A 20,804-nucleotide genomic window follows, 5' to 3' on the forward strand; every position below is an offset into this window, starting at 1 on the left:
GCCCCGGCCCAATACCGGTGAAAATCCAACGTCGCCGCAACCGACAGATCGGGCCGGGACCGGTGTACCGGCTCGGTTATCCGAACGAACTTCCGCACCAGCACCACGACCCCTTGGTTCGAGTAGTTCGCTACTCGTGTGCGGGCACGCCTGTGACCAGAGAATGGCGATAGCTGGTGCGACGATGCCGTCGCCACCAGGCTCACCTCGATCACGGAGTCACCCATGCCTGCGAAAAAGAATCCACCCTCCCGGTCGCATATCGAAAAAGATGATCTTCTCGCCGCACTGCGCAAATTCATTCGCAGCAAGGGAGAGAACTTCCTCGAAGACCCCAATATCTCCTCGGTCGGCATCGGCTACAAGCAAGTCGACGGGGAATCGACGGGCGAGATCGCGGTGCAATTCACCGTGCACGAGAAGGTGTCCGCGCCGGAAGCGTTGGAAGCGCTCGGCACCACGGCGATTCCGGAGACCGTCACCGTCGACGGGATCGAGGTACCGACCGACGTGCTGCAACGCAGCTTCCAGCCCGCTTTCCGGCTGGTGGCCGAAGCCGTTGCGCCCGAGCGGAAAACGCGCCTCGACCCGATCGTCCCCGGGGTCAGCGTCGCCCACCCGAGCACCACGGCGGGCACGATCGGCTGCGTCGTCTACGACCGCGACGACGGGACACCGTATGTACTGAGCAATTGGCACGTCCTGCACACCGCGGCGGGCAGGCTCGGCGACGACGTCGTGCAGCCGGGCCCGCGCGACGACAACCGGGTCGACCGCAACCGGCTCGGCAAGCTCATCCGATCCCATCTCGGCACGGCGGGCGACTGCGCCGTCGCCGACATCGAGAACCGGCAGTTCAGCGCCGCCATCATCGGACTCGACGTCGTTCCGGACCGGCTCGGCGAACCCGAACTCGGCGACAAGATGATCAAGAGCGGTCGGACCACCCAGATCACCCACGGCATCGTGCGGCGCGTCGACGTGGTCGCCGAGATCGACTACCGAGACGTGGGCACGAAGAGCATCGGCGGTTTCGAGATCGGGCCCGATCCGGACCGCCCCGCGGTCGACGGCGAGATCAGCAGCGGCGGAGACTCCGGGTCGGCGTGGATGTTCAAGCTTCCCGGCGGGGAGACCAGCACCGTGCTGGCCGGATTGCATTTCGCCGGTGAGATGGGCGCGAACACCGACGAGCACGCGCTGGCCTGCCTGCCGCAGTCGGTGTTCGAGAAGCTCGGCATCACCTTGACTCCCCCGCTGGCGGACGAAGTCGCTGCCGCCGCCGGATACGACCCGCTTTTCCTCGGGTCACCGATCCCCCTGCCCGAGGTGGACGCCGAGGTCCGCCCCGACGTGGCGACCGCCCTGGATGGCGCCGATGTCCTGCACTACACGCATTTCTCCCTCACGATGCGCCGCTCGCGCCGCTTCGCCATCTGGGTGGCCTGGAACATCGACGGCGGCTCGATGAAGAAGCTGTCGCGGAAGAAGATCGACTTCGTCAAGGACGCGCGGCTCGACGCGGACGCCCAGGTCGGCAACGAGCTCTACCGCGACAACCGGCTCGATCGCGGCCACCTCGCCCGACGTGCGGACCTGCTGTGGGGCAGCCTGCCCGAAGCGCGGAAGGCCAACGAGGATTCGTTCTTCTACACCAACATCACCCCGCAGATGGACGACTTCAACCAGAGCATGCGCGACGGAATCTGGGGGCGGCTCGAGGACGCCGTCTTCGCCGACGTCACCGTCGACGACCTCAGGGTCAGCGCGTTCGGCGGCCCGGTCTTCACCGACGACGACCAGGAATTCCGGCAGGTCAAGCTTCCGCGCCAGTTCTGGAAGGTGATCGCGTTCCGGGAGAACGGCCAACTGAAGGCACGCGGTTTCCTGCTGAGCCAGAACCTGGATCAGCTCGAGGTGCTCGATCTCGACGAGTTCCGCGTCTTCCAGGTGCCGTTGACCGAGATCGAGCAGCGAGCCCGCTTCCACTTCCCGCAGGCGCTGCGGGACGCGGATCTGCGGCTGGCGCCGGAGGAGGTGGCCGCCCCCTTGGACTCGGTGGCGGACATCCGATGGTGAAGCGATGGTCGCTATACGGCGCGGGATTGCGGAGGAGCGGTGAATCCTTCGGCGAAATCGATGAAGTTCCGCACGACGGTCTCGGCCTCCCGCCGCACACCGCGCTTGAGCAGTAGGCCGGGCAACAGGAGCGATGATTGCAGCTCGGTGTGATACCAGACCTGCGATCCCGAGCCGTCCGCGGAGACTTCGAACCAGCCACCGCCGCCGACCCCGACACAGCTGTCCACGACCTGCCAGGACACTCGATCCTCGGTCCACTCGTACTCCAGCACCTGGAGATCGGACCGGCCCAGCGGAGTCTCCGCGGTGACGTAAACCCGTTGCGGGCGACCGGATTCGTCGCGGGTGGCCACGCGCGCGTCCGAATGCGTCGACCATTCGGGAAGCATTTCGATCGCGGCGACCGCATCGAAGACCTGTGCGGGATGGACGCCGACGGCAAAATGGATATCGGTTTTTACGCGCATAACTCCTCCACCCCCAGTGGACCAACCCGGCCGATTCTGCCCGTGCCGCTTCCCATCCGTCAACACGGGTGGTACTTGCAAACAACAGCGCCGCACAAAGTTCGATGTCAGGCACTTCCCAAAGCGGGAAATAAGTAGTCAGCTACTTACTAGCTATTGACGGTTCCGCAGTTACCGGTGAGTAATAAAGTGAACCATCCGGAAAATCGTCCCTTGAATTCGCGGTACAACTCCGACACCGGCGGCGTGGTTCATTTTCCTGGCCGCGGCGCGGCATCAGGCGCCGCGCCAGTTTGCCCGGCAGCGGTTCTCACGGGTCGGCAGCGGCGGCGCGCTCGGTCTGCACCGGGTCCGGCACCCCTGGGCGGACTCAGATCGCGTGAGTCATGCTGAAGTCGCGCGGAATTCGTGCCACCGATCCACCGCGGTCCGCACGGCCTCTTCGTCCTCTTTCGCATGAGCACCGGAGGCTCCGGCCGCGCCGAGAACCACCCCGCCGTCGGTGACGAGCACGCCGCCCGCGAAGGGAATGAAGTCACCGCCATAGAGATGCTGGATACTGCCGACGATCGCGTCCGGCAGCTGAATCCCGCCCGATGGCCGCAACGCCAGTAAGGCGCTGCGCGCTTTGGCCACAGCGATCCGACTGGTCATCGGCATGCCGCCGTCAGCGCGTCGTAGCACGATCACCGAGCCGGTGACATCGGTGACGGCCACCGCCAGCGGCGGAAATCCACGCTCGGCGCCGGTCGCCAGCGCCGCCGCCACCAGCCAATCGGCATCGGCCAGAGCCAGCCCGGGAAGGCGCGGAATCTCGGTCATGATCCGAATCCAGCGCCACGCGACCGACACCCACGGTCGTCCGGTTCCACCGGCACCCCTCCGTCCAGTAGTTCGGCGAAGGCCCGACGGCACTTGCCGGACAGTCGGCTCAGGGTGTCGCTTGCGCCCGGTCGCGGTATCGCGCCGCATGAGTCGTGGCAGCCGCCGCGTTGGGCAGCCGAATCGCCCCGGGCCCGTCGCGGCGGTCGTCATCCCGGGGAACGGGCGGCCCGGCCGACCACCTGGAGCCCACGGCAGAATGGGCCGGTGCAGATCGGGATGCTTGGACCGCTCGAGATCCGACTAGACGACGACGGATCGATCGAGGTACCGGGTACCCGCTTGCGGGCGCTGTTGATCGCCCTCGCGCTCGAAGCCGGCCGCACGGTCCCGCGAACGACGCTGGTCGACTGGATCTGGGGCGAGCAGCCGCCCGCCGACGCGGCGAATGCCCTGCAGGCGCTGGTCTCCCGGCTGCGCAAGGTGCTGCCGGAAGGCTCACTCGACGGCCAGGCGGGCGGTTACCGGCTGACGGTGGAACCCGACGCCGTCGACGCCTTGCGTTTCCAGCGGCTTCTCGACCGTGCCCGCGACGGTGACGACGCGCACCGGGCCCAGGTGCTGCGCGACGCTCTCGACCTGTGGCGCGGTGCGCCGATGCAGGACGTCGGGATGCCGGACAGCGCGGCTTTCGACACGGTGGTCACCCGGCTGGAGGGGCTGCGCCTGGCCGCCATGGAGGATCGGTACGAAGCGGAGATCCGCCTCGGCCGTGGCACGGAGCTGATCACCGAACTCACCGAGCTGGTGGCCCTGCACCCGGTGCGGGAACGGCTCGTCGCCGCGCTGATGCGCGCGCTCGGCGCCGCCGGGCGTGGCGCCGAGGCACTCGTCGTGTACCAGCGCACACGAGAGGCGCTCGCCGACACGCTGGGCGTCGATCCATCGCCGGAACTGTCCGCACTGCACGTCGCGCTGCTACGCGGCGAGGCGCGATCCGAAGCAGGCGACCGCAAGACGAATCTGCGGGCCGAATTGACCAGGTTCATCGGCAAATACGCCGATATCGCCGCCGTGCGCGAACTCATCGCGAACCATCGGCTCACCACATTGACCGGTCCCGGGGGTTCGGGCAAGACCAGGCTGGCCCTGGAAACCGCGCGGACCATGCTCGACGACCTGCCGGACGGGGCCTGGCTGGTGGAACTGGCGTCCATCGGCGCGAGTGGCGATCTGGCGCAATCGGCGCTCGCCGCGCTGGGGCTGCGGGACGCGCTGCTCGGCGGCGCGCCGAACGCGGAGCCGATGGACCGGCTCGTCGCGGCGATCCGCGAGCGCGAGACGCTGTTGATCCTGGACAACTGCGAACACGTGATCGAGGCCGCCGCGGCGTTCGCCCACCGATTACTCGGAGAGTGCGGGCGGCTGCGGATCCTCGCGACGAGCCGGGAACCGCTCGGCATCATGGGCGAGGCGTTGTGGCTGGTCGAGCCGTTGGCTTTACCGGCGCAGGACGCGGATCCCGGCCAGATCGAGTCCTCCCCGGCTGTTCAGCTGTTGCGGGACCGGGCCGGCGCGGTGCGCAAGGATCTCGCCGCCGATGCCCCCACGCTGGCGACCATGGCGCGCGTCTGCCGGGCGCTCGACGGTATCCCGCTGGCGATCGAACTGGCCGCGGCCAGACTGCGCACCATGTCCCTCGACCAGCTCGCCCACCGTCTCGACGATCGGTTCCGCCTGCTCACCGGCGGCAGCCGGACCGCGATCCCGCAGCACCGGACCTTGCGCGCGGTGGTCGACTGGAGCTGGGAGCTGCTCACCGACGCCGAACGGATGGTGCTGCGCAGGCTCGCGGTGTTCTCCGGCGGCGCGAGCCTGGAGGCCGCCGAGCAGGTCTGCGCGCACACCGAAGGCGACGAGAACGTGACGGTCCAGGGGTGGGAGGTGCTCGAGCTGCTGACCGCGCTGACCGAGAAATCGCTGCTGCTCACCGTGGCGGACAGCGGACCGCGCTTCCGCATGCTGGACACGATCAAGCAGTACGCCCGCGACCGGCTCGCGGAGTCGGGGGAAGCGGAATCGGCGCGCCGGGCGCATCTCGCCTACTTCACCGAACTCGCCGACACCGCGGAGCCGCACCTGCGCCGAGCCGAGCAGTTGCAGTGGCTGGCCACTCTCGACGTCGAGCACGACAACATCACTGTCGCGATGCGTGGCGCGCTCGCCGCCTCGGACGCGACCGGGGCGATGCGGCTCGCGGCGGCCACGGGCTGGTACTGGTGGCTCGGTGGGCACAAGGCCGAGGGCATGGAGCTGATCACCGCGGCCGCGGGCCTACCCGGCGAGGTGGACGACGAGACCAGGGCCAGGGTGTACGGACTGATCGCGCACTTCATGAGTTCCGGCCCGGGTGACGAGCGCCAGGTGGCGGAGTGGATCCGCAAGGCGTACCTGTTCAGCCGACGCGGTCCGAGCCGCTACCCGCTGCTCGCGTTCGTCACCGCGCTGGAACACATGTTGCAGGGGCCGGACGCGTTGCTGCCCGCGTTCGAACCACTCCTCACCGACGACGACCCCTGGGTGCGGGCGCTGGCCCGGCTCCAGCTGGGCAAGGCGCGGATCGCGCTCGGCCGGGCGGGGCGCGAAGCGGACGAGTATCTCGAAACGGCGCTCGCCGAGTTCACGGCCATCGGCGAACGCTGGGGTATTTCGTTCGCTCTGACGGAACTGGCGAATCGGATCGCCATGCGGGGTGAGTTCGCCGGTGCGTCCGAGCACCTCGAGCAGGCGATCGCGGTGGTGGGCGAGGTCGGCGCGATCGAAGACGTCTTCCTCATGCGGGCGCGGCAGGCCCAGCTGTACTGGCTGCTCGGCGACGCGCGGGCGAGCGCGGCCGCCATGGCCGACGCACAGCGGCACGCGGATCGGTCCGCCTGGCCGAACGCGCTGGCCGAACTCGCCATGACCAAGGCGGAGCTGGCCCGGTGGAGCGGTGACGCCGAGCAGGCGCACCGGCAGATCGAGATCGCGACGACCATGCTCGGCAGCGATGCGGAGCAGCCCTACGTCACGGCGCTGACCCACAGCCTGCTCGGCTACCTCGCGGACGGTCTCGACGAAGCCCGTGAACAACACGCCGCCGCCTTCCGCGCGGCAGCCGACACGGAGTACGCGCCGCTGATCGCCCAGATACTCGTGGGGATCGCCGACCTGTCGCTGCGCGCGGGTCACGACGAGCAAGCCGTGCGGCTGCTCGTGGCGAGTGCCGAGGTGCGCGGCCTGTCCGACCGGTCCCAACCGGACGTGACCCGAATCGAGGAGACAGCACGACGTCGCCTCGGTGAACAACGGTTCACCGAGGCGACGAGCGAAGGAGCGCGGGCGAATTGGCGTGAACTGGTCGCCGCCGCGCTCGCTTGCTGAGCGGGTCAGGCGGCGGTGGCGTGCCGGATGACGATGTTGCCGTAGGAGTTGCGCGCGTACACCCGCACGACGTCCTCGTCGCCGTCCGACCGGTCCACCGGTCGCAGCTGGTTGCGCACCGTGCCGTGCAGGGCATTGGTTTCCAGCTCCACCGCGCTGCGCGGGCTGATTCCGACCTGCAACTCGCCCATGGATGTTTCCAGCCGGAGCACCCCGCGTGACGCTTCGCCGATGCGGATGTCGCCTTTGGTGGTTTTCGCGGTCACCGAGCCGCGCGGGCGCTCGACGGTGATGTCGCCCGCGGAGATCTCCAGGTCGCACTCGCCCAGTTCACCCGCGCCCAGCAATCGGCCCACCGCGGCGGCGCCCTTCAGCCGCGAGCCGGTGGGCACCTCGATGGTCAGCTCGATCGACGGGTTGCCGCCGAACGGGGTGTAGGTCCGCCAGTCTTTCGGCGTTTTCACGGTCAGGGCGCCCGCGGTGAAGTCGACTCGGGTCTGCTCGGCGGCGCGCACGTCACCTTTCTTGGACGCATCGGCAGGCCGGACCGCGACGACGGTGTCGGTACGGTCCGAGGCGATCACCGTGACCTGGCCGGAGAGCACCTCGATGGTGACCGCGATCGGTTCCGGGGTCTCGAACGTGGGCATGGCTGTCTCCTCTACGGGTGAGATATCGGGGTCGGCGGAGCGGTTCGCGACTACACGCGCTTGTCGAATGTGGCGCGCGACCACAGGTATCCGACCAGGGCGAACCCGGCGCACCAAGCGAGCGCGGCGGCCGTGTAACCGCCGGAGGGGTGGCCGAACAGAAACCCGCGCAACGCTTCGATGATCGGTGTGAAGGGTTGGTACTGCGCGAACTGCCTGATGCCGGGTCCCATCTGCTCGGCGGGCACGATCGCGCTGCTCACGAACGGCAGCATGATCAGCGGCACCACGGTCATGCCCGCGGATTCCGGCGTCTTCGCCGCCATTCCCAGCGCGACCGTGAGCCAGGCGGCCGCGAACGATGTCGCCGCCATGATGCCGATCGCGCCGAGCCAGTCGAGTGCGCTCGCCGGCGACCGGAACCCCAGCGCGAAGGCCACGCCGAGGACGGCGGCGATGGCCACCGCGTTGGTCAGTACGGTGGCCGCCACATGGCCGGTCAGCACGGCGCCACGGGAGACGCTCATGACCTTGAACCGGTTGATGACGCCCTTGGCCATGTCGGAACTCACCGACACCGCGGTGCCCGACAACCCGTAGCTGATGGCCAGCAGGATCATGCCCGGCGTCGCGTAGTCGATGTACTGTTCGCCGACATCGAACGCGTTGCCGAACACGTACACGAAGATCAGCATCATCACGACCGGCATCAGAGCCGCGTTGAACATCGTGACCGGTGTTCGGGCGATGTGCTTGAAATTGCGGCGCAGCATGATCGACGAATCGGCCAGCGGTGCGGAAATGGTGCTCATTGTGCGACAGCCTCCGTGGTGGCGTGACCGGTCAGGGCGAAGAAGACATCGTCGAGATCAGGGGTGTGGACGGAGACCTCGTTGGCGTCCACCGAGTGTTCGGCGAGCCGATTCAGCAGCTCCCGAAGCGACTTCGTCCCGCCGTCACCCGGGACCCGCAACATCAGCGCCTCGTCGTCGCGGGTGGCGGTGGGCAGCATCCGCGCCGCCGCGTCCAGTTCGTCGACGTGGGTGAACCGCAGCCGGATGTGGCTGCCGGGCACGCGGCGCTTGAGATCGTCGGGCGTGCCTTCGCCGACGATGCGGCCCTGGTCGAGCACCGCGATCCGGTCGGCCAGCTGATCGGCTTCCTCGAGATATTGGGTGGTGAGGAAGATAGTCACACCCTCGCTCGTCAATTCCCGGACGATCTCCCACATGGTGCGACGGCTGCGCGGATCGAGGCCGGTGGTCGGCTCGTCCAGGAAGACGATTCGCGGCTTGGTGACCAGCGTCATCGCCAGGTCCAATTTCCGGCGCATGCCCCCGGAATAAGTCGACGCCTGCTTGCGCGCCGATTCGGTCAGATCGAATCGTTCCAGCAATTCGGCGACCACACGCTTGCCTTCCTCGGGCCGCAGATGGTGCAGATCCGCCATCAGCCGCAGGTTCTCCTCCCCCGTCAGCAGATCGTCCACCGCCGCGAATTGGCCGGTGACTCCGATCGCCGCGCGCACCGCGTCGGGCTCGGTGGCGATGTCGTGCCCGGCGACGCGCGCCGTGCCGCCGTCGATCTTCAGCAGGGTGGTCAACACGTTCACCGCCGTGGTCTTGCCCGCCCCGTTCGGGCCGAGCAGAGAGAAGATCGTGCCCGCGCCGATATCCAAATCGATGCCATCGAGGATCGTTCTGTCCCCGTATGCTTTTCGCAGCCCTGAAGCTGCAATCGCTGAACTGTTCACGGGGATACTGTCGCCAACCCGGCTGATACCGGACTGACACCGGGCTGACACGTCCGCTGACATGGTGTCCGGCCTGGTCACACCGGATGCGAAGCCCTGGATGTCCAGACGGGGACGACTCCTGAAGCCCGCGGATGCGAGCAGCCCGCTTCGACGCACCCCGGCTTCGCGGTTCCGGCGAACGATACGTCAGGCGCGTCCGTTCAGGCGCGCTGACGCTCGGCCCGCTGCTGGATCAGCTCCTCGACCGCGGTGGGCAAGGTGGTTTCGAAGTCGATGAGTTCGACCCACGTCGGGGTGATGACGATCCGGACCATGCCGTCGTAGAGCGAGCGCACCTCGGCCTCCCACTCGACTCGCTGCTCGGGGGTCATTTCGTAGCTGCCGTTCATCGTCAGGTACTCCTCCGGAATGCCGTCGACCACATCCAGCTCCGCTCGACCGCGGATGAGGAGGATCTTCGGCGGGTGCGCCTCGGTATCGATCGTCAGCGCGACCTCCGGGTTGCGCCGCAGCGCGGGCAGCTTCGGGGCGTTCTTCGTGGTGCAGACGACGATCTGAGAGCCGTTCCAGGTGAACGCGATCGGGATATTGCGGGGGGTGCCGTCCTTGGCGACGTAGGCCATGCGGAGCAGGTCGCGAGCCAGAAGCTCCTGGCTGATCGGGAGGTCCAGAATCGCGGTGATCTCGTTCGGTCGCATGATGCTCGCTCCTTGGTCGGTGTCGTCGAGGCTCGTTCGGCTGCTCGTACCCCTGGGACGGAGCTGCCGGAGCGTTCTCGACATCCACGGCGCGAGAAAATCCAGAATCTTTCGGACCGATCATCGCTGCGCGCCGGTGGTCGAGTCGGGAGCCAGGAGTCCGCGACGCACATGGGCGCCGCATCATCCATCGAATAATCGAAAATACGTTCGACTCGAGGTAAGGTGCCGGAGCATGCCGGACCAGGAGCCCATCCTCTTCGCTCGAACGCGGATCAACGACGTGCGCAGGCAGCTGCTGGATGCGGCCGCGTTCGGCAAGCATCTGGGACCGGAACAGTTGGAGAACATGGCGGGCAGGCTGGCCGAGGGTTTGCGCGCCTACACCGAAGCCTTCGCAGCCGAAGCAACTCCGGCGAACCCGCCCGCGGACGGCCGCGCCTGTCTCGACTATCGCGGCCGCATGCGCTGAAGGTCGCTGCGCCGATCGGACCGCTCGAGGGGGCGTTGTCCGGATGCGCCTGTCCGCGATCCCGTTAGATCGGGCGGAACCCCGCTCCGGGGCCGCCGCGCGCGTCGACGTCTTCGATGACGGTGGTCATCTTCGTACCGAGCTGCGGCCCGAGACACGGCACCGTCACGTACGCGTTCACCATGCTGACGAGTGTCGTCCCGACCACGACCGGTCCACCGGAGTCACCGGGGACGACGCAGATCTGCGTCCAGGTCCAGGTGCCGGGCTCCAGCACGTCTCCGTAGGTCAGTCCGCAGGTCTGACCGGTGCTGTAACCCTCCTTGCACGCGATGTCGGGGAACTTCGCCGGGCCGCCCACCTGGGTGATCGTCGTGTTGCCGACGCGGTTCACCGGCGTCACTCTGTCCGGTTCGAACACGACGACGGCGTAATCCAGGTCGACGTTGGTCAGGGCGACGGTGCCGACGGGACCCGCCTCACGATCGGCCGCCGCGGTGACGCTGCTGCCCTCGCCACCGCAATGAGCCGCGGTGAATCCCACCAGCCGGCCCGCGCCATCGCGCCCGATCGTGGTGAGGGAACAGATGCCCTGCTCGTTGACGACGATGCCGGAGCCGCCGCCGAGCACGACCGGAACGGCGGCGCGCGCCGTAGCCGCGTGCGCCCCGATCAGTGTCGCGCATGCTGCGAGCGCAGCAGCTGTTCCCGCAAGTTTCTCGAACATGCCGCATCCAATCGGTCGAAGGGAAATCGTCCCCCCATGCCGCGCGAACAACTGCTGTGCACTTGAAAGGCTCGTCGACCAGGCGCCCATCACCAATAGTGCGGGACAGGGCCGGGTCGGGTGTGCCTGTTGGATGACGAAACGCCGACGGTCACGCCACGATCTGGTGAGCGGGCGCGCCGTGCGGCGTTCGTCGTATTGCCTGCGATGCTGCCCAGTGAATCAGGCGAGGCAGACCGGGAAGAAGAAGATGAACGGCGGGAAGAAACAGACCGGCCAGAACCATGGCGCCCACCACAAGAAGGCGTCATTGGTCTGCAATTGCCCATACTGCGAGACGTCCACGGCCGCCGGAGGGGCAGGCACAGGGGCGCCGTCCGGGGAGGCGCTAGCCGCGCCCGAACCGAAAGCGATCAGCGGCACACAGGCTGCCGCTGATACCGCTGCGATAACCTTGGTTTTGGTCATGATGCTTCCTTCAACTGACTGGAGGGATGCCTTCGCCCGTTTGTTGAAGACCTCCCGCATATGACCTCTCTCAGTCTTCTCTCAGGAAGCGCGCGACATCATCGTCCCCGGGGTCGGAAACACTCATCCCCTGGGCTGGAACCGGAGGTGAGCACGGGCTCTCGCGCCGGTGGCGTGCTAATGACCGGAATCTCGTCGGCGGGGCGGCTACGTCATTTCCAAAAGGACGGGGCTTGCCAGGCCCGACCGCATTCAGAACCTCAGCGCCGAGCCGAGGCGTTTCGCTGTCGGAGCGCGTACACCTGGCCTTCCACCGCTGACCGGTCGGCCAGCCGGGTCCGCCGGGGATCCCCGTCGCCATCTCCCGTCTCGTCCGGCAAGGCTCCGAGGAGACCATCCGCCCAGCGGCCGGACAGGGGTCGAAGTCATGCGCGCGCACGCGATTTCGCCGTCTACAGGGTGTCTACAGAATCGTCGGACTTGGCCGGACGTTGCTCGCCGCCGGAGGGCAGCGGCAATTTCCCCGCACGGCGATTACGGCACAACGATTTTCGGCGCGGACGCCCGGTCGGTCGCTTCCTATCCGACCTACTGTTACCTGATCAACGAGGGGATGTCCGGTGCAGTCAGGCAGAAAGGCTCGACCGGTGAGCGCCGCACGATCGCGATCGTCGGAGGCATACGCCCGTGCGGAGTGACGGACCGTCCATCGTGGACCGAGGACGACGGCGCACCGGCGGCCCACGAGATCGGCGCCGAACTGGCAAGGGCCGATTACGACTCTTCGTCTATTCCAGCGCGCAGCGATTCGTCGAACGCGACGTCGTCGCCGGAATCCAGTACCGCAGGCTGCCCGGCAACACCGAGGCCTAGGTCGAAGCGGCGGTACGGGAACTCGTCGAACTGCTCGGCGACGCCGAGACCGGCGAGCAATAGCATCCCACCCACGCTCCGGCTGGGATACGTCAGCTCGGCATGCCCACCGCCGTCTCGTACCTACCCAGCCAATAGAAATGGGGGCTCTCCCACCGGACTACGATCAGCCCGACCTTCTGAGAGGAAATCATGACCAAGCCCTTCGCCGCTGCCCTCGCCGCGGCCGCCGCCGCTCTGCTCTTCCTGCCCGCGGCCCCCGCCCAAGCCGCATCCCCCTTCTGCGCCAGGGCCATCGAGCTGATCAACATCGCGATCGACACGAACGGCGGCACCCTCGACGGCGCGACGGCGGCAGAGCTGTCCGACCGACTGAGCGCCCTGGCCTATCTCACCCAAGGCGCGGAGCAGGCCGCCATCGCCGCCTACGCCGACGCCCTGGTAGACGATAACGTCACCGACCTCAACCCCTACACCGACGAACTCAACCGCGCCTGCGCCTGAGCACCCAGGCATCCCAGTGCCCGACCTCGCGCCGCTGCCCGGTGCGGGGTCGGTTCAGGCCCAGTAGTCGAAGAGAGCTTCGCCGAGAGTCTTCGGCTTCCAGTAATCGATATCGGCTCGGTCGATGCCGGGCCAGGCAGCGGCGTCGAACGGGCCATCGAGGTCGGCTGCGGTGAGTGCCACGAACCCTGGCTGCTCGGCCAGGACCGCCACCAGTTCGGGAATGTCGAGGAATCCCAGCGAACCGGATCCGTTCGCGCCGTCGCCGAATTCGATCGTCCGTGGTTCCGCGACCGCGAGCACCGCCGAATCGCGGAGCATCGCCACCGCGACCCGATGGTCACCGTATGCGATGACGCTTGATGAAAGTTCGGCACCACGCCCTCGACCAGCCGGAACTCGATCACACTGCCGCCTGTACGGCGGGCGGCGTCGTAGCACACGCGGCAGAATGCGCGTAGGTCGGTCACAGGAGGGAAGTTATCTCCCTTCGCTCGAGCGACCTGGCCGATTCCGCCCAAGCGCGGAGAAGCAGGCCATCACCGCCTGCGAGAAGGTGGGTCACGGTCTACCCGAGCGCGTTGCCACGGGGTGTGACGGCGCACGGCGATGCAACGATCGTGACCGAACAGCACAACTGTTGTGACCCCCGTGATGTCATCACCCCCAGCCGCGCAACGGCCCTAGCTCGCGCCGCGGTCCTCCCCCGCTAGCGCCGCCGTCCCCGCCAGGCCAACGCAGCCACCATGGTTCCGCTCCCTCTGCGCACGGCGCAATCGATTTTGAACCGTCATCGCTCGAGGTACAGCCGCTCATTCGGCAGCCTCGGCAACCGAACGGGTGCGCCGTCCGCTACGGACACGCCGTCCGTGTGATGCCGTATCGCTTCGTCTTGGACGAAGATCAACGCGGCAGTCAGGCACGCCGTGTAGTGCAGGTGTAAACCGCTCAGCCGCACGACCAGATGCACGTCCGGTTCGTCGGGTAGTGGCGACGTCATCACCTGCCCCGTTCCCGGAACCACCGATAATCCTCGCGGCTCACGATGGCCGCCGATACCCGCGTCGAACACGTCAACGGGTCGCATCCCGCGTGCATGTCCAGCGCCTTGTCGGCAGCTTCCCGGCTCCGCAACGGCAGCGACGGGTTGCTGTGCGATGACAACCGGTCATGCAGCTTCGCCAACGCCGCTTCGACGTCGAGCCCGCCGGACTTGCCGCCCTGTATCAGCTCCAGCGCGGGTCGTTCGGGACGTTCACTGTCAGACATATGTGCTCGCCCACCCCCGCCGGCGCGCCTCCTTCTCCGCTCGTATCGCGCGGATGGCTTCGACAATCAGATGACCGGATGGGCGAACATGACTGTCGGGGCGCACGATCCATGCGCGAAACGTTGTCCCCCGGTCGGCGGGACTGGGCAGCCCGATGGTTCCCCCGGTGCGCATAATCGACACGTCCAACCGAAACATCTCAGCGAACAGCGGAATCTCATCCGGCAGGTCAGGGCGAATCAGAAACGTCCACCGTTTCGACCGTGGATGCGACAGGATCGGACCCAGTTTGTACCCGTGTTGCTGCATCCAAGTTTTCACGTTCTGCCCCAGCACGGCAGGCATGGTCATGGCCCACACCGAGCCGCAAAGAGCGACGATCCGGCCCACATGGGGAGGGTCAACTCGCGCGGGTATATCGCACACCTTGCGGTAATAGTGGCATCGGGACAAGGGCGTGTCCCCGAAAGCTACATGGTTCATCGAACCCTCCTGTCCCGATAAATGAGTTATGCCCTGACGTGCCATCAGCGAGTAGTAGTCTCGCGAAAGAGCGGGAAGGCGTCCCGCCGGAATTGCCTGCACTCCCATAGTTTTCGATAAATCAGCTATCACAAGCACCACATAGATGGACATGTGCAGACGTCTTCGGTACCGTCCAAGACGTCCCTAGACGTCCCCTTGATTGGAGCAGCATGGCGAACGAGCGACTGCGCAATGCGATGCAGCAAGCCGGACTCGATATCGCGGATGCCGCCGAGAAAGTAGGCGTCGAACCGAAAACTGTAGAACGGTGGATCACCAAGGGGCGCACGCCATACCCGAAGCACAGGCATGCACTGGCCTCACTCGTCGGGGAGACCGAGAATTACCTATGGCCCGATGCGCTCTCGCCGGAGCGAAAGATCGAGGTCGCCGAGTCAGAGGTGCTGAAGATCTATCCGCATCGCAGCGCAATCCCCAGCGACTTATGGCGACGACTACTGTCCAGCACCAGCGAACGGCTCGACATCCTCGTGCTGGCGGGACTCTTCCTCGCCGAGGAACCCGAATTCACTCGTGTCGTTCGCAAGAAGACGCGCGACGGCCTGAAGGTGCGGCTCCTGTTCGGTCGGCCGTCAGCTCCCGAAGCCGACAAGCGCAGCGCCGAGGAGCGCCTTGCCGCTGGTACGGTCCCCTCTCGCATCAGCAACGCGCTTGCGCTGATAGAGCCACTCGCTGACATCGAAGGAGTCGACCTGCGTTACCACGATACGACGTTGTACAACTCCGTGTTCCGATTCGATGACGAGATGATCGTCAACATGCACGCATACGGCGTGCCTGGCGCACACGCTCCCGCTCTGCATCTGCGACAACTGCCTGCGGGCAACCTATTCGAGACGTACATGTCCAGTTTCGAGCACGTATGGTCGACCGCGACTGCCGAAAGGTGACTGCAATGAGTCGTACCGACTACTTCCACGACCCGAACGCACCATCACCGAACAGCATCAAGGTCGCTGTGAGCGCATTCATCCAGGATGCCGACGGCCGCATCCTGCTGATCCACCGAACCGACAATGACCTGTACTCGATTCCCGGGGGTGGCCTCGAGGCTGGGGAGACAGTCACCGAGGCAGTCGTGCGTGAAGTGCACGAAGAGACCGGCATCGACGTCCATGTGACCGGCCTGATCGGGATTTTCTCGAACCCAGATCACGTCATCGCCTACGACGACGGTGAGGTTAGACAAGAATTCTCCATCTGCTTCCGCGCCGACCCGGTCGCCGGGCAGCCCCGGGCTAGCTCGGAATCCAAGGAAGTCATCTGGGTCGCGCCGACAGACCTCGCCAAGCTGGACATCCACCCCTCGATCGCCCTGCGGATCGAGCGCGGCCTCGAGGAAACGAATACGCCCTACTTCACTTAGATCTGCGACAGGCCGCCTCGATCCGGTCGACAGCTTCGAACAGTTCGGGCGCCGCTTCCGTCAACGATCGCGAGACGACGTGATCTCCGCCGTACCGCTGCGTCACCTCCGCAAGGCGGGCGCGGACATCGGTAGCACCGCCCGTCGGCGTTGTGCACATGTCAGCCCACCAGAGCGCATCGCGAAGCGGACTACGCTCATCCGGCCAAGGCAGAGCGACCTCACGGTTCCGCGCCTCGACTCTGGCGCACGAGTGATTCGCGACGAGTGCGCAGAGCCGGGACGACACCCCGCGACCCTGAAGGAACTTCGCACCATCGACGGGGTGGAATCCGGTACGCACCAATTGCGGTGAGTAACCGACATCGTGCAGCCAAGCCGCGGCAACGAGTAAGTCACCATCATCGACCAGGTCAGCCACGAGCTCGACATGACGTACGACGCCTGCGACATGCGCGAGCCGTGTCGGCAGTTCCCGTAGCAGTTCGTGCGCAGTCCGCTCTGCCCACTCCAGAAGCTCTCCACCCATGTCGTCACCGTAGCTGCTCGTCGAGCAGACACCCGGTCAAGTCCAAATGCGTGGTATAGCAGATTGTGCTTGCGCGCGGGCCAGGAAGCCAAGGCGGCGGCCCTTCGATCCATTCGTATTGTTCGGCCAGGACTGCGCCGAGTCGGACGATGGAGTTGCGGTCGGCGGGAAGGTCTGACGCGGTGCGTGAGTGTCACAGGGACTGGCCCTGACTTCTCAGCACCGCTGGACAGAGTGGCTGGCGTCTGCGGGTCGACCCGAACCTGACCGGCGACGCCTGAGCCACCGATGACGGGGGGCACGGATCTGTCCGCCTCACCCGGACAAGCCAGGACGAGGCGCTGGGTCCGTCATGCGCTGCGCAGCCGAATTCTTCGGGTCGCGTCGAGATGTCGGTCGACGGTGAACTGTGCGGTGGTGCCGACGACGGGGGGCGTGCCGGACCAGGACAGGCCGGGCCGGAGGCTGTCGAAAGCGACGAAGTATTCGCGTGTGCTGGGAAAGACGTCGGTGATCTCGGCGGTGACTGCGGAGCCGACGGGGTGGCGGTTCTTGGCGGCGCACCATTCGGACTCGCTCATGACGGGAAACCTTGTTGTGCTCGATCGGAAGGCGGGATCGAGAGGCCATAGGCGAACCTGGCCGCGTGTGTGCTGGAGGACCTCGAACTCGGTCACTGTGCCGACAGCCGGCCATTGGTCGACGGAAAACGGCAGACTCAGGATGTCGACGAATCCGGTGGGTGGATGGCCCAAATCGACGAACAGTCCGACGACGCCGGGTCGCGGAATCAGCGTGACCACTCCGGTCACATGGTCGCCGATCGGATAAAGGCTGTGCGCGGCGTTGAGTTCCTCTTCGAGCTGGGGGTCAGGTTCGATCATCGTTGGGCTATTTCAACGATCACTTCTACCGGTTGTCAATGCTCAGCACTTGGTGGGACCGAACAGTCCCGACCATTGAATCCGGATGTCGATGACTGCTCCAGCCAAGCATCCAGCTCGTCAGCGTCGATCTCCTCGTGACGACGGCCGGAACCGACGTGTGGTCGGCACTGCTCGTGCGAGGGCAACCCCTCGCACCGCCGCAATAATCCATTCCTGAACGAGCGCTGTTCTAGATCGAAACCTCTCCAGAAAACAGAAACCCCCTGCTCAGAGGGCGTTTGTGGGGCGGGCGGGGCTCGAACCCGCGACCAATGGATTATGAGTCCACGGCTCTAACCGACTGAGCTACCGCCCCATCCCGCGAGAGAACCGCGAGCGTTGGGGATGCTACCGGGTCGGATGGGTTGCGGACCAGTCGGAGGGGGATGACCTAGGGTAGGTAGGTCGGAAACTTACTGGAGGGTCAGGTATGGCCGGTCTGTTCACGAAGGTGCTGAAGGCGCATCAGTGGGTGTACGAGAACAGTGGTGGGCTGGTGGGGCATCGGCTGCTGCTGGGGAATCCGACGCTGCTGCTGCGGACGGTGGGGCGCAAGTCCGGCAAGGAGCGCACCTCGGCGCTGACGTACGCGCGCGACGGCGCGGACTATCTGGTAACGGCGTCCAACGGCGGGTCGCCGCGGCCGCCGGGGTGGCTGGCGAATGTGAAAGCGCGACCGGAATGCGAAATCCAGGTCGGGCGGCGGAAACTCATGGTGCGGGCGCGGGCGACGCTGCCGGATGATCCCGAGTACGCCCGGCGGTGGGCGCTCGTCGACGAGGTGAACAAGGGTCGCTACAGCGCCTATCAGAAGCTGACCAAGCGGCCCATCGCGGTCGTGGTGCTGACCCCGGCGCAGGGTCAGCGTTCGCGATAGTCGTCGTCCCAGTCGTCCTCGTAGTCCTCGGCCTCTTCATGGTCGTCCCATGGCTCGACTTCCTTCGGCGGCCTGCTGGCGAACTGCACGACGGCGACCACGAAGCCGAGTACCACGATGACGATGATTACGACGAGCAGAGTTTCCACCCCGGCACCCTAGCGCCGTCGCCGGGGTGGCGCACTACATCAATTGTCCAGTTCGTCGCTTTGTTCACACTGTTAACAAAGTGCGCCCCAGCGCCGCCCTCGACTCGATCGCGGCGTGCGCCCGATCGGCTTCACCGAGCGGGAAGGTCTGGCCGATGACGACCTCCAAGCGCCCCGCGGCGACCTCCTCCTGGGCGCGCCGGGCCAGTGCCTGCCAATCGATGTCCGCGCCGGTGATGTCGAACAGCCCGTAGACCGCGACCCCGCGCGCCGCGGCGGCGTCCCGGTCCAGTGCAGCGAATTCGCCTGCCGCAGCGCCGTATCCGAGGAAACGACCGCCATCCGCGGCCACCGTGAGCGCGGCCTCGCCGAGCGCGCCACCCGCTCCGTCGAACACCACGTGTGCACCCGCTCCCCCGGTCGCGGCGCGCGCCTTGGCCGCCCAGTCGGGTTCGGAGTAGTCGACCACCGCGGTCGCGCCGAGCCGCTGGGCGAGCTCCAGCTTGGCGGCGCCACGAGCGGCGGCGACGACGTTCGCGCCCGCCGCACGGGCCAGCTGGATCAACAGGACGCCGAGCCCACCGGCCGCGGCGGTGATCAGGACCCATTCGCCCGGCCGGACGGCGGCGTGGTCGAACACCGCGAGCGCGGTCCTGCCGTCGTGCGCGAGCGCGACGGCCTGCGGCGGGGTCAACCCGTCCGGCAAGGCGACCAGCGTGTCCGCCTTCGCCAGCGCTTTCTCGGCGTATCCGCCGATCGGCAGGCCACCGCCGATTCCGCTGGCCGCGGTGGGCGTGGACACGCGCTTGCCCACCCAGGACGGATCGACGCCCGGTCCGACCGACGCCACCACCCCGGCGACCGCGCCGCCGGGCACGTAGGGCAGCTCGATCGCGAAGAAGTCGGTCCCCCAGCCCGACCGCAGCCGGGTGTCCAGGAACATCACGTCGGCGGCGGCCACGTCGACCACCACCTCCCCCGGCCCGGCCACCGGATCGGGCAGCTCACGCACCACGAGCACTTCCGGTCCACCGAACTCACTGACTTGCACAGCCCGCATGACACAACCCTCCATCGTTCCTTGCCGTCTTCGGACGAAGATCAGCATGAAACCTGAAGTCATGTTGAGGTCAAATCGTGCGTCAGGAACCGCCGCCGCAACTGGAACTGCTGCCGCCACCACAGCTGGAGCTACTGCCCCCGCCGCAGCTCGAACTGCTCCCGCCGCCACAGCTGGAGCTACTTCCGCCGCCACAACCGCTTCCGCCACCGCAACTGCTGCCGTGGTGATGGTGGTCGTGGTGGTGGTGATGGTGCCCGCCGCTCGAGCCGCTCGAGTGGTCGGATCCGCCGAACAAACCGGCTCCGCCGGCCTCCCAGAACGGATCTGTGGAACCCCCCTCGTTGTATCCGCCGCGGCGGTAGCCGCCCCACCCGCCGTATGGGGGCGGCGGCAGGAACCGGTTCCGCTGCGAGCGAATGATGACGACTACGACGATGATCGGAACCGCCACGAGGAGCAGCACCATCAGCAGGACGAACAGAAGGATGAGTGCGCTCATGTCAGAACGGTAGCGGCAGATCGACGCGCACGTACAGTGAACTGTGGTGAACTTCAGGCTCCGTCGATCCCCTGCGCGCGGAATCGATCCGGCGACCGTACGCGCCGCCGTCGACGCGCTGGAACTGCCCGACGCGGTCTACAAGACCTGCCCTTGGCAACCAAGGGAATTGGTGGACAGAGGATTGCGGCAGTGGCTGCTGTGCTGCGGCGCGGCGATGCGCGACGATCAGGTGATCGGCATGCCGTCACACGCGGTGGACGAGGCCTGGCACGGATTCATCCTCTGCACCATGCGCTACGCCGATTTCTGCGCGAAAGCCTACGGCCGCTTCCTGCACCACTTCCCGGAAGGCGCCGGGCCGCCGAATCCCGCGCACGGCTCCATGGCCGAACAGCTCGGCCGCACCGTGGTCGCGTGGTCGTTGATGGCGGCTCCTGGGGAGGAATGCGTGCTGTGGGATCTGGACCGACGGGTCGGTGTCGAGCAGCCGTGGGGCATCGACAGCGAACGAGTCGCGGCCGTCGAGACCGAGCTGGCGCGTACCCGCGCTTCCTGATCTCACCGCCGGAAAACGGACGACGCCGAGCGCAACCGGCCGAAATCCGGAGCCACAGGCGCGACGGCGCACCATGGC

Annotated in this window: 25 protein-coding genes and 1 tRNA gene; 9 read left to right on the forward strand and 17 right to left on the reverse strand. The window is 66.7% G+C overall.

The features are described from left to right. Positions 1-225: 225 nt before the first annotated feature. Positions 226-2,079, forward strand: coding sequence for a DNA/RNA non-specific endonuclease (locus NB3_RS11965; protein ID WP_067801049.1), 1,854 nt, complete (start codon positions 226-228; stop codon positions 2,077-2,079). Between the two features lie 11 nt (positions 2,080-2,090). On the opposite strand, the gene NB3_RS11970 is transcribed toward NB3_RS11965, so the two are convergent. Then, entirely contained in the window at positions 2,091-2,549 is a 459-nt protein-coding gene (locus NB3_RS11970) for an SRPBCC family protein (protein WP_067801051.1), read from the reverse strand. Positions 2,550-2,933: 384 nt separating this feature from the next. Further along, on the reverse strand, positions 2,934-3,371 hold the full coding sequence (locus tag NB3_RS11975; protein WP_174553192.1) for a GlcG/HbpS family heme-binding protein: 438 nt from the start codon (positions 3,369-3,371) through the stop codon (positions 2,934-2,936). 267 nt (positions 3,372-3,638) lie between these two features. Here NB3_RS11975 and NB3_RS11980 point away from each other — a divergent pair, with 267 nt between their 5' ends. Then, a complete protein-coding gene (locus NB3_RS11980; RefSeq protein ID WP_067801053.1) occupies positions 3,639-6,794 on the forward strand; it encodes an AfsR/SARP family transcriptional regulator in 3,156 nt (1,051 codons plus the stop codon). Positions 6,795-6,799: 5 nt separating this feature from the next. Here NB3_RS11980 and NB3_RS11985 read toward each other — a convergent pair whose 3' ends face one another. From NB3_RS11985 to NB3_RS12000, 4 genes are all read right to left on the reverse strand, one after another. Further along, positions 6,800-7,444, reverse strand: a complete 645-nt coding sequence (locus NB3_RS11985; RefSeq protein WP_067801056.1) for a DUF4097 family beta strand repeat-containing protein — start codon at positions 7,442-7,444, stop codon at positions 6,800-6,802. A gap of 50 nt (positions 7,445-7,494) precedes the next feature. After that, on the reverse strand, positions 7,495-8,256 hold the full coding sequence (locus tag NB3_RS11990; protein WP_067801060.1) for an ABC transporter permease: 762 nt from the start codon (positions 8,254-8,256) through the stop codon (positions 7,495-7,497). Beyond that, positions 8,253-9,197 (reverse strand): ATP-binding cassette domain-containing protein, encoded by a 945-nt coding sequence (locus NB3_RS11995; RefSeq protein WP_067801063.1) that lies wholly within the window; start codon positions 9,195-9,197, stop codon positions 8,253-8,255. Before NB3_RS11995 ends, NB3_RS11990 begins: the two co-directional genes overlap by 4 nt. A 203-nt stretch (positions 9,198-9,400) precedes the next feature. Next, a complete protein-coding gene (locus NB3_RS12000) occupies positions 9,401-9,898 on the reverse strand; it encodes a pyridoxamine 5'-phosphate oxidase family protein (protein WP_067801067.1) in 498 nt (165 codons plus the stop codon). Positions 9,899-10,133: 235 nt separating this feature from the next. Here NB3_RS12000 and NB3_RS12005 point away from each other — a divergent pair, with 235 nt between their 5' ends. Beyond that, positions 10,134-10,370 (forward strand): DUF6374 family protein, encoded by a 237-nt coding sequence (locus tag NB3_RS12005; protein ID WP_067801070.1) that lies wholly within the window; start codon positions 10,134-10,136, stop codon positions 10,368-10,370. 64 nt (positions 10,371-10,434) lie between these two features. Here NB3_RS12005 and NB3_RS12010 read toward each other — a convergent pair whose 3' ends face one another. The 3 genes from NB3_RS12010 to NB3_RS34980 form a co-directional block, all read right to left on the reverse strand. Further along, positions 10,435-11,097 (reverse strand): chymotrypsin family serine protease, encoded by a 663-nt coding sequence (locus tag NB3_RS12010; protein ID WP_067801074.1) that lies wholly within the window; start codon positions 11,095-11,097, stop codon positions 10,435-10,437. A 222-nt stretch (positions 11,098-11,319) separates the two neighbouring features. Next, positions 11,320-11,565 carry a hypothetical protein gene (locus tag NB3_RS12015; protein ID WP_157111736.1) on the reverse strand — a complete coding sequence of 82 codons (246 nt, stop codon included), beginning with the start codon at positions 11,563-11,565 and terminating at the stop codon, positions 11,320-11,322. A 774-nt stretch (positions 11,566-12,339) separates the two neighbouring features. Further along, positions 12,340-12,504, reverse strand: coding sequence for a hypothetical protein (locus NB3_RS34980; RefSeq protein WP_157111738.1), 165 nt, complete (start codon positions 12,502-12,504; stop codon positions 12,340-12,342). A 126-nt stretch (positions 12,505-12,630) separates the two neighbouring features. On the opposite strand from NB3_RS34980, the gene NB3_RS36560 reads away from it, so the two are divergent. Next, positions 12,631-12,942: a hypothetical protein gene (locus tag NB3_RS36560; protein ID WP_067801080.1), complete on the forward strand. Its 312-nt coding sequence runs from the start codon at positions 12,631-12,633 to the stop codon at positions 12,940-12,942. Between the two features lie 54 nt (positions 12,943-12,996). Here the strand turns inward: NB3_RS36560 and NB3_RS12025 are convergent, their stop codons facing one another. The 3 genes from NB3_RS12025 to NB3_RS12040 all read right to left on the reverse strand — a co-directional run bounded on the left by NB3_RS12025 (position 12,997) and on the right by NB3_RS12040 (position 14,602). Further along, positions 12,997-13,269 (reverse strand): hypothetical protein, encoded by a 273-nt coding sequence (locus tag NB3_RS12025; RefSeq protein WP_218020567.1) that lies wholly within the window; start codon positions 13,267-13,269, stop codon positions 12,997-12,999. 672 nt (positions 13,270-13,941) lie between these two features. Further along, complete coding sequence (locus NB3_RS12035; RefSeq protein WP_067801086.1) at positions 13,942-14,211, reverse strand: hypothetical protein; 270 nt, start codon at positions 14,209-14,211, stop codon at positions 13,942-13,944. Next, positions 14,204-14,602 carry a DNA-directed RNA polymerase subunit beta gene (locus NB3_RS12040; protein ID WP_244891869.1) on the reverse strand — a complete coding sequence of 133 codons (399 nt, stop codon included), beginning with the start codon at positions 14,600-14,602 and terminating at the stop codon, positions 14,204-14,206. The genes NB3_RS12035 and NB3_RS12040 overlap by 8 nt, the downstream gene beginning before the upstream one ends. Positions 14,603-14,907: 305 nt before the next feature. Between NB3_RS12040 and NB3_RS12045 the strand changes: the two genes are divergently transcribed. Both NB3_RS12045 and NB3_RS12050 read left to right on the forward strand, forming a co-directional pair. Then, positions 14,908-15,648, forward strand: coding sequence for a helix-turn-helix domain-containing protein (locus NB3_RS12045; protein ID WP_067801092.1), 741 nt, complete (start codon positions 14,908-14,910; stop codon positions 15,646-15,648). A 5-nt stretch (positions 15,649-15,653) separates the two neighbouring features. Next, positions 15,654-16,124: an NUDIX hydrolase gene (locus NB3_RS12050; protein ID WP_067801095.1), complete on the forward strand. Its 471-nt coding sequence runs from the start codon at positions 15,654-15,656 to the stop codon at positions 16,122-16,124. On the opposite strand, the gene NB3_RS34065 is transcribed toward NB3_RS12050, so the two are convergent. The 3 genes from NB3_RS34065 to NB3_RS12060 form a co-directional block, all read right to left on the reverse strand. Further along, positions 16,117-16,653, reverse strand: a complete 537-nt coding sequence (locus NB3_RS34065) for an HD domain-containing protein (protein ID WP_157111742.1) — start codon at positions 16,651-16,653, stop codon at positions 16,117-16,119. The genes NB3_RS12050 and NB3_RS34065 overlap by 8 nt on opposite strands. Positions 16,654-17,003: 350 nt before the next feature. Further along, positions 17,004-17,456: a hypothetical protein gene (locus tag NB3_RS12055; protein ID WP_218020568.1), complete on the reverse strand. Its 453-nt coding sequence runs from the start codon at positions 17,454-17,456 to the stop codon at positions 17,004-17,006. 365 nt (positions 17,457-17,821) lie between these two features. Continuing rightward, positions 17,822-17,895: transfer RNA gene (locus tag NB3_RS12060), tRNA-Ile, on the reverse strand. A 114-nt stretch (positions 17,896-18,009) separates the two neighbouring features. Here NB3_RS12060 and NB3_RS12065 point away from each other — a divergent pair. Continuing rightward, a complete protein-coding gene (locus tag NB3_RS12065) occupies positions 18,010-18,456 on the forward strand; it encodes a nitroreductase/quinone reductase family protein (RefSeq protein ID WP_067801101.1) in 447 nt (148 codons plus the stop codon). On the opposite strand, the gene NB3_RS34985 is transcribed toward NB3_RS12065, so the two are convergent. Beyond that, positions 18,441-18,605, reverse strand: coding sequence for a hypothetical protein (locus NB3_RS34985; RefSeq protein ID WP_157111743.1), 165 nt, complete (start codon positions 18,603-18,605; stop codon positions 18,441-18,443). The two genes, NB3_RS12065 and NB3_RS34985, sit on opposite strands and share 16 nt — an antisense overlap. Positions 18,606-18,669: 64 nt before the next feature. Further along, a complete protein-coding gene (locus NB3_RS12070) occupies positions 18,670-19,665 on the reverse strand; it encodes a zinc-binding dehydrogenase (RefSeq protein ID WP_067801104.1) in 996 nt (331 codons plus the stop codon). Between the two features lie 77 nt (positions 19,666-19,742). Here NB3_RS12070 and NB3_RS35810 point away from each other — a divergent pair, with 77 nt between their 5' ends. After that, positions 19,743-19,895, forward strand: a complete 153-nt coding sequence (locus tag NB3_RS35810; protein WP_174553193.1) for a hypothetical protein — start codon at positions 19,743-19,745, stop codon at positions 19,893-19,895. A 318-nt stretch (positions 19,896-20,213) separates the two neighbouring features. After that, positions 20,214-20,726, forward strand: coding sequence for a UCP032817 domain-containing protein (locus NB3_RS12080; RefSeq protein WP_371855896.1), 513 nt, complete (start codon positions 20,214-20,216; stop codon positions 20,724-20,726). The last annotated feature ends 78 nt before the right edge of the window (positions 20,727-20,804 follow it).

This window comes from Nocardia beijingensis NBRC 16342, assembly GCF_001612785.1.
Taxonomy (GTDB): domain Bacteria; phylum Actinomycetota; class Actinomycetes; order Mycobacteriales; family Mycobacteriaceae; genus Nocardia; species Nocardia beijingensis.

Bases quoted from the DNA above. Each gene is read 5' to 3' on its own strand.
- NB3_RS11965 (WP_067801049.1), top strand. From the start codon at position 226: ATGCCTGCGAAAAAGAATCCACCCTCCCGGTCGCATATCGAAAAAGAT.
- NB3_RS11970 (WP_067801051.1), bottom strand. From the start codon at position 2,549: ATGCGCGTAAAAACCGATATCCATTTTGCCGTCGGCGTCCATCCCGCA.
- NB3_RS11975 (WP_174553192.1), bottom strand. From the start codon at position 3,371: ATGACCGAGATTCCGCGCCTTCCCGGGCTGGCTCTGGCCGATGCCGAT.
- NB3_RS11985 (WP_067801056.1), bottom strand. From the start codon at position 7,444: ATGCCCACGTTCGAGACCCCGGAACCGATCGCGGTCACCATCGAGGTG.
- NB3_RS11990 (WP_067801060.1), bottom strand. From the start codon at position 8,256: ATGAGCACCATTTCCGCACCGCTGGCCGATTCGTCGATCATGCTGCGC.
- NB3_RS12000 (WP_067801067.1), bottom strand. From the start codon at position 9,898: ATGCGACCGAACGAGATCACCGCGATTCTGGACCTCCCGATCAGCCAG.
- NB3_RS12005 (WP_067801070.1), top strand. From the start codon at position 10,134: ATGCCGGACCAGGAGCCCATCCTCTTCGCTCGAACGCGGATCAACGAC.
- NB3_RS12010 (WP_067801074.1), bottom strand. From the start codon at position 11,097: ATGTTCGAGAAACTTGCGGGAACAGCTGCTGCGCTCGCAGCATGCGCG.
- NB3_RS12015 (WP_157111736.1), bottom strand. From the start codon at position 11,565: ATGACCAAAACCAAGGTTATCGCAGCGGTATCAGCGGCAGCCTGTGTG.
- NB3_RS34980 (WP_157111738.1), bottom strand. From the start codon at position 12,504: ATGCTATTGCTCGCCGGTCTCGGCGTCGCCGAGCAGTTCGACGAGTTC.
- NB3_RS36560 (WP_067801080.1), top strand. From the start codon at position 12,631: ATGACCAAGCCCTTCGCCGCTGCCCTCGCCGCGGCCGCCGCCGCTCTG.
- NB3_RS12035 (WP_067801086.1), bottom strand. From the start codon at position 14,211: ATGTCTGACAGTGAACGTCCCGAACGACCCGCGCTGGAGCTGATACAG.
- NB3_RS12045 (WP_067801092.1), top strand. From the start codon at position 14,908: ATGGCGAACGAGCGACTGCGCAATGCGATGCAGCAAGCCGGACTCGAT.
- NB3_RS12050 (WP_067801095.1), top strand. From the start codon at position 15,654: ATGAGTCGTACCGACTACTTCCACGACCCGAACGCACCATCACCGAAC.
- NB3_RS34065 (WP_157111742.1), bottom strand. From the start codon at position 16,653: ATGGGTGGAGAGCTTCTGGAGTGGGCAGAGCGGACTGCGCACGAACTG.
- NB3_RS12065 (WP_067801101.1), top strand. From the start codon at position 18,010: ATGGCCGGTCTGTTCACGAAGGTGCTGAAGGCGCATCAGTGGGTGTAC.
- NB3_RS12070 (WP_067801104.1), bottom strand. From the start codon at position 19,665: ATGCGGGCTGTGCAAGTCAGTGAGTTCGGTGGACCGGAAGTGCTCGTG.